The 6,542-nt window shown below is 58.6% G+C and carries 6 protein-coding genes; 1 reads left to right on the forward strand and 5 read right to left on the reverse strand.

All coding sequences use genetic code 11. The annotated features are described in order from the left end of the window. Positions 1-331 precede the first annotated feature (331 nt). Positions 332-1,114 carry a serine O-acetyltransferase gene (cysE, locus tag CFE47_RS30705; RefSeq protein WP_286842888.1) on the reverse strand — a complete coding sequence of 261 codons (783 nt, stop codon included), beginning with the start codon at positions 1,112-1,114 and terminating at the stop codon, positions 332-334. Between the two features lie 2 nt (positions 1,115-1,116). After that, positions 1,117-1,887 (reverse strand): tRNA (cytosine(32)/uridine(32)-2'-O)-methyltransferase TrmJ, encoded by a 771-nt coding sequence (trmJ, locus tag CFE47_RS30710; RefSeq protein WP_105523900.1) that lies wholly within the window; start codon positions 1,885-1,887, stop codon positions 1,117-1,119. Between the two features lie 145 nt (positions 1,888-2,032). Here trmJ and suhB point away from each other — a divergent pair, with 145 nt between their 5' ends. After that, the gene (gene suhB / locus CFE47_RS30715; protein ID WP_003175971.1) at positions 2,033-2,848 is read left to right on the forward strand and encodes a type III secretion system regulator SuhB; all 816 of its coding nucleotides are present in this window, start codon (positions 2,033-2,035) and stop codon (positions 2,846-2,848) included. Positions 2,849-3,051: 203 nt separating this feature from the next. Here the strand turns inward: suhB and CFE47_RS30720 are convergent, their stop codons facing one another. The 3 genes from CFE47_RS30720 to secD all read right to left on the reverse strand — a co-directional run bounded on the left by CFE47_RS30720 (position 3,052) and on the right by secD (position 6,510). Further along, positions 3,052-3,594, reverse strand: a complete 543-nt coding sequence (locus CFE47_RS30720) for a glycine zipper 2TM domain-containing protein (RefSeq protein ID WP_286842890.1) — start codon at positions 3,592-3,594, stop codon at positions 3,052-3,054. A gap of 123 nt (positions 3,595-3,717) precedes the next feature. Next, positions 3,718-4,632: a protein translocase subunit SecF gene (secF, locus tag CFE47_RS30725; RefSeq protein ID WP_028617853.1), complete on the reverse strand. Its 915-nt coding sequence runs from the start codon at positions 4,630-4,632 to the stop codon at positions 3,718-3,720. Positions 4,633-4,641: 9 nt separating this feature from the next. Further along, entirely contained in the window at positions 4,642-6,510 is a 1,869-nt protein-coding gene (secD, locus tag CFE47_RS30730; RefSeq protein WP_286842895.1) for a protein translocase subunit SecD, read from the reverse strand. Between the last annotated feature and the right edge of the window lie 32 nt (positions 6,511-6,542).

Genomic DNA, 6,542 nt, shown 5'->3' on the forward strand with positions numbered 1-6,542 from the left:
TTTGTAGTCAGTCTCATGGACAATTACCAAGGTGTTTCAGAATGTGGGCAAGTATGCGATTCCCGAGTATTTAAGTCAACTATAAGACCTAGTACTTTAGTCAGGATTACCCGTAAAAAGGGCGCGCGAATCATAGCAGGATGGGGTGGAATCGAACAGCGGGAAGGCTGCTGGATTGGGATGGCAAGACCAATGGAGGTAAAATGTGGGAGCTGGCTTGCCTGCGATAGCGGTGTGCCAACTGCCTCCTGGGTCACTGACCCACCGCAATCGCAGCGATGCGGCGACCCGACAAGCCAGCTCCCACAGGGCTATGTATCAGCCCTTGGAACTAGCCTGCCTTGGTGGCAGCCTCGTCCTTGATCTCGGCGAAGTCTTCCTCGCGCAATTCAGGCAGGTCCTTGGCGCAGTAAGGGCTGCCCAGATCCTTCAGCGCACCGCACATCCCTTCCAGCTTGCCATCCACTGCTTGCAAATGGTCGAGCAATTGGCCAATGGCCCGCGCCACTGGGTCAGGCATGTCCTCGCTGACGCCGTAGGCATCAAAGCCAATCTTCTCAGCCATAGCCTTGCGCTTGGCTTCCTGCTCGTCGCCGGCTTCCGGCTTGACGATGATCCGGCCAGGGATACCGACAACGGTTGCGCCAGGCGGCACAGCCTTGGTCACGACGGCATTGGACCCCACCTTGGCACCCGCACCGACGGTAAACGGGCCAAGCACCTTGGCACCCGCCCCCACCACCACGCCATCGCCCAGCGTCGGGTGACGCTTGCCTTTGTTCCAACTGGTGCCACCTAGGGTCACGCCTTGGTACAGAGTCACGTCATCGCCGATTTCAGCGGTCTCACCGATAACGATGCCCATGCCATGGTCGATAAAGAAACGGCGCCCCACTTTGGCACCGGGATGAATCTCGATCCCGGTCAGCCAGCGACCAAAGTTCGACACCAACCGAGCCAGCCATTTCCAACCCATGCCCCACAAGGCACCGGACAAGCGGTGAATCCAAATCGCGTGCATCCCCGGATAACAAGTCAGCACTTCAAACGCGTTGCGCGCCGCCGGATCACGGTGGAAAACACTCTGGATATCTTCTCGCAAACGCTCGAACATTTTTAATCCTTCCGCTTAAGAAGCTCGCCACGGGCCGCTTTTTGGGTTTCCGTGAGGATGCCACGCAATATATTCATTTCTGCCCGGCTGACCGAGCTACGTCCGTACAAGCGACGCAGGCGCGCCATCAAGTGCCGCGGTTTTTCAGGATCGAGAAATTCGATGGCCACCAGGGTTTGCTCCAGGTGCTCATAGAATCGCTCCAGCTCGTCCATGGTGGCCAGCTCGCCACTTTTGGTCGACGCAACCTCCTCTTTTTCCACTTTGCTTGGCTGACCAGCCGCCGCCAACCAGGCCATGCGCACTTCGTAGGTCAACACCTGCACCGCCGCCCCGAGGTTCAGCGAGCTGAACTCGGGGTCTGATGGGATGTGCACGTGATAATGACATCGCTGCAGCTCGTCATTGGTGAGGCCTGAGTCCTCACGACCGAACACCAAGGCGATCTCAGCACCGCCAGCGGCCTCCTCTACCACCTTGGTACCGCATTCGCGCGGATCCAACAGTGGCCACGGGATTCGACGGTCGCGAGCGCTGGTGCCAAGCACTAGATTGCAGCCGACCAAGGCGTCTTCAAGGGTGGCGACGACTTGGGCTTTTTCAAGGATGTCATTGGCGCCGGACGCGCGGGCATCAGCCTCGTGGTGCGGGAACACACGCGGCTCGACCAGGACCAGGCGCGTCAGCCCCATGTTTTTCATGGCTCGCGCCACCCCACCGATATTGCCGGGATGACTGGTATTGACCAAGACGACACGAATGTTTTGCAGCAAGGGAGGCGCTCTCGGACACGGGAAAGGGGAGCAAATCTTACAGAACAGCCTAAGGTTATGCCATGAAAGCTAACGTCGTCCTTCACCTGAAGAAAGTTTCTGCTAGAATGCTCGGCTTTCTTTAACAACCTTAGGTGACACATCCATGCAGCCCATGCTGAATATCGCGCTGCGCGCCGCCCGCAGCGCCAGTGAATTGATCTTCCGCTCCATCGAGCGCCTGGATACCATCAAGGTCGACGAAAAAGACGCCAAGGATTACGTATCCGAGGTGGATCGCGCCGCCGAACAGAAAATCATCGACGCCCTGCGCAAGGCCTACCCTACCCACGGCATCCTCGGTGAAGAAACCGGCCTGCACAAAGGTAGCGGCGAAGGCGAAGACTACCTGTGGATCATCGACCCACTGGACGGCACCACCAACTTCCTGCGCGGTATTCCGCACTTTGCCGTGAGCATCGCGTGCAAATACCGTGGCCGCCTGGAACACGCCGTCGTTCTGGACCCGGTTCGCCAGGAAGAATTTACCGCCAGCCGTGGCCGTGGCGCCCAACTGAACGGTCGTCGCCTGCGTGTCAGCGGCCGCACCAGCCTGGACGGCGCATTGCTGGGTACCGGCTTCCCGTTCCGTGACGACCAGATGGACAACCTGGAAAACTACCTGGGCATGTTCCGCGCCCTGGTTGGCCAGACCGCTGGCATTCGTCGCGCTGGCGCAGCAAGCCTGGACCTGGCGTATGTTGCCGCCGGTCGTTTTGATGCGTTCTGGGAGTCGGGCCTGTCCGAATGGGACATGGCTGCAGGCGCACTGTTGATCCAGGAAGCTGGCGGCTTGGTGAGCGACTTCACCGGCGGTCACGACTTCCTCGAGAAAGGCCACGTGGTTGCTGGTAACACCAAATGCTTCAAGGCAGTACTGACGGCGATCCAGCCGCACCTGCCGGCTTCGCTGAAACGCTAAGCGAGCGAGCCAAAAAGCACCCTTCGGGGTGCTTTTTTTTTGCCTGGCGTTTGGTCGTGCCACAACTGGCGGCAACAACACACAAACAAATGTGGGAGCGGGCTTGCTCGCGAATGCGGAGTGACAGTCAAAGCTACTATGACTGATCTACCGCATTCGCGAGCAAGCCTGCTCCCACATTTTGATCTACGCCAGGCCTGGGATTACTGCTGGTTTTGACCCAGGATCAGACGACCTTCTTTGTCGACTGGGATCTGGCCACCTGGATCACGATCCATACGTACGGTGCCTTCCTTGCCATCCAGGTTGTAACGCACGTCATAACCAACGACTTTGTCGCTGATGTCGTTAACGGTGTTGCAGCGGGTTTGTGTGGTGGTATAGGTGTCGCGGTTCTGCATACCTTCCTGAACCTTGTTACCCGCATATCCGCCACCGACCGCGCCAGCTACGGTAGCCAGCTTCTTGCCATTACCGCCACCGACCTGGTTGCCCAACAAGCCACCGGCCAGCGCACCGACCACGGTGCCGACGATCTGATGCTGATCCTGCACCGGCTTCTGCCGCGTCACGGCGACGTCCTTGCAGACCTCGCGAGGGGTTTTGATTTGGGATTTAACCGGCTGCACCGCCAGCACTTGCGCATACTCAGGGCCGCTTTTAACCAGGCTGTAGGTGGCAACAGCGCCCCCGGCAGTCACACCGACAGCACCCAATACCGCACCAACCAGCAACGACTTGTTCACGTGAACCTCCTGACCATCACAAGCGGACCGAAACGTCCGCGCTATACCCAGCCTTGGAGCAAAAAAAAAGGCACGAGTTCAATACTCGTGCCTTTCTTGTAACAGCGGATCAACAATCGCCCATCAAGGGCGGTCGTCGACCTCCTTGCCAGTGCTGGCTGGAGGGATCAGGTCTTCGCTGTTGAGGTTCAGCCAGATCAGCACCACGTTGGCGATGTAGATCGACGAGTAGGTACCCGCCAGAACGCCGATGAACAGCGCCAGGGAGAAGCCCCACAGGTTGTCGCCACCGAAGATCATCAGTGCAGCAATCGCCAGCAAGGTGGAGATCGATGTTGCCATGGTCCGCAGCAGGGTCTGGGTGGTGGAGACGTTGATGTTCTCGATCAACGAAGCCTTGCGCAGCACACGGAAGTTCTCACGAACTCGGTCGAATACCACGATGGTGTCGTTGAGGGAGTAACCAATGATCGCAAGTACAGCCGCCAGTACGGTCAGATCGAAGGTGATCTGGAAGTACGCCAGAATACCCACGGTCACGATCACGTCGTGAATCAGCGACACAATGGCGCCGACACCGAACTTCCACTGAAAGCGGAAAGCCAGGTAGATCATGATGCCGACCAGCGCCATCAGCATGCCGAGGCCGCCTTGGTCGCGCAGCTCTTCACCCACTTGCGGGCCTACGAACTCAACGCGCTTGACCGACGCCGGGTTATCACCGCCGACCTTCTGCAAGGCCTCGGCTACCTGGTGACCCAGCTGCGGGTCTTCGCCAGGCATACGCACCAGCAGGTCAGTGGTCGCGCCGAAGCTCTGCACGATGGCTTCGTGATAGCCCGCCTTGACCAGCTCGTTGCGCACCAGGGTAACGTCGGCTGGCTTCTCGTAGGTCAGCTCGATGAGCGTACCGCCGGTGAAGTCCAGGCCGTAGTTCAGGCCCTTATGGAACCAGCTGAACAACGCCAGTACGGTAAGGAGCACGGTGACGCCGAACGCAACGTTGCGAACGCCCATGAAGTTGATTGTACGTAACATGGCAGCCCCTTAAATCCACAACTTCTTGAAGTCACGCCCGCCAAAGATCAGGTTGACCATTGCGCGGGTCACCATGATGGCCGTGAACATCGAGGTAAAGATACCGAGGGACATGGTCACCGCAAAACCTTTGACCGGGCCGGTGCCCATGGCAAAGAGAATCCCGCCGACCAACAAGGTAGTCAGGTTGGAGTCAAGAATCGCAGTAAATGCCCGGCCGAAGCCTTCGTTGATTGCACGCTGCACGGTCATGCCCGCCGCGATCTCTTCACGAATCCGCGAGAAGATCAGTACGTTGGCGTCTACCGCCATACCCATGGTGAGTACGATACCGGCAATACCTGGCAGTGTCAGTGTAGCGCCCAGCAGCGACATCAAGGCCAACAGCATCACCATGTTGCCCGCCAGGGCGACGGTGGCGATGATGCCGAAGAAGCGGTAGATGGCGATGATGAACAGGGATACGAACAGCATGCCCCACAAGGCTGCGTCGATACCCTTGGTGATGTTGTCAGCACCCAGGCTCGGGCCGATGGTGCGCTCTTCAGCGAAGTACATCGGTGCAGCCAGGCCACCCGCACGCAGCAGCAGAGCCAGTTCCGAGGATTCGCCCTGGCCGTTCAGGCCAGTGATACGGAATTGAGCACCCAGCGGCGACTGGATGGTCGCCAGGCTGATGATCTTCTTCTCTTCCTTGAAGGTCTGCACTGGTACATCTTTCTCGACGCCGTTGACCACTTGCTTCGTGTAAGTGGTGACCGGACGTTGCTCGATGAAGATGACCGCCATGCTGCGACCAACGTTGCTGCGCGTTGCGCGGCTCATCAGTTCGCCGCCATGACCATCCAGACGGATGTTCACTTCGGGGGTACCGTGCTCGCCGAAACCAGCCTTGGCATCAGTCACCTGGTCACCGGTGATGATCAAGCCACGCTCGATCAACGCTGGAGGACGGTTACCTTCGCGGAATTCAAACTCTTCGGAAGTAGCGCGGGTAGCACCCGGCTCAGCAGCCAGACGGAATTCCAGGTTCGCAGTCTTGCCCAGGATACGTTTGGCTTCAGCAGTGTCTTGTACGCCCGGCAGCTCAACCACGATACGGTTAGCACCCTGGCGCTGAACGATCGGCTCGGCTACACCCAGCTCGTTGACGCGGTTACGTACCGTGGTCAAGTTCTGCTTGATGGAGTATTCGCGGATTTCCGCCAGCTTGGCTGGGGTCATCGCCAGACGCAGTACAGGCTGGCCATTGAGGTCGGCCGGTACGATGTCGAAATCGTTGAAGTTCTTGCGGATCAAAGCACGGGCCTGTTCGCGGGAAGCTTCGTCGGAGAAGCCCAGCTGGATGGCGCCGTTGAGCTGCGGCAAGCTGCGATAACGCAACTTCTCTTTACGCAGCAGGCTCTTCACATCGCCTTCATAAACCTTCAGGCGTGCGTCGAGGGCCTTGTCCATATCGACTTCCAACAGGAAGTGCACACCACCGGACAAGTCCAGACCCAGCTTCATCGGATGCGCGCCAATGCTGCGCAGCCATTTTGGCGTGGTCTGTGCCAGGTTGAGCGCGACAACGTAGTCATCACCCATGGCCTTGCGCACGACGTCTTTGGCCGGCAATTGGTCTTCTGCCTTGGTCAGGCGCAGCAAGCCGCCCTTCGCATCAGCCGCCAACGATGCCGCCTTGACCTGGATACCCGCGTCGGTGAGCGCTTTGCTCGCGCGTTCCAGATCAGCCTGATTGACTTGCAGCGAAGTGCTGGCGCCAGTGATCTGGATCGCAGGGTCATCAGGATAGAGATTGGGAGCGGAATAAATAAAACCGATCGCCAGCACCGCCAGGATCAGTACGTATTTCCACAGAGGGTATTTGTTCAGCATCACGCCGCCCGCTTATAACGCGGGGCGCCTTG

Origin of the sequence: Pseudomonas sp. PGPPP1, from assembly GCF_002255865.1 — a bacterium.
GTDB classification, from domain to species: Bacteria; Pseudomonadota; Gammaproteobacteria; order Pseudomonadales; family Pseudomonadaceae; genus Aquipseudomonas; species Aquipseudomonas cremoris.

What these genes read in the sequence shown, in the direction of transcription:
- cysE (WP_286842888.1), bottom strand. Translation starts at nt 1,114, where the DNA reads ATGTTCGAGCGTTTGCGAGAAGATATCCAGAGTGTTTTCCACCGTGAT.
- suhB (WP_003175971.1), top strand. Translation starts at nt 2,033, where the DNA reads ATGCAGCCCATGCTGAATATCGCGCTGCGCGCCGCCCGCAGCGCCAGT.
- secF (WP_028617853.1), bottom strand. Translation starts at nt 4,632, where the DNA reads ATGTTACGTACAATCAACTTCATGGGCGTTCGCAACGTTGCGTTCGGC.
- secD (WP_286842895.1), bottom strand. Translation starts at nt 6,510, where the DNA reads ATGCTGAACAAATACCCTCTGTGGAAATACGTACTGATCCTGGCGGTG.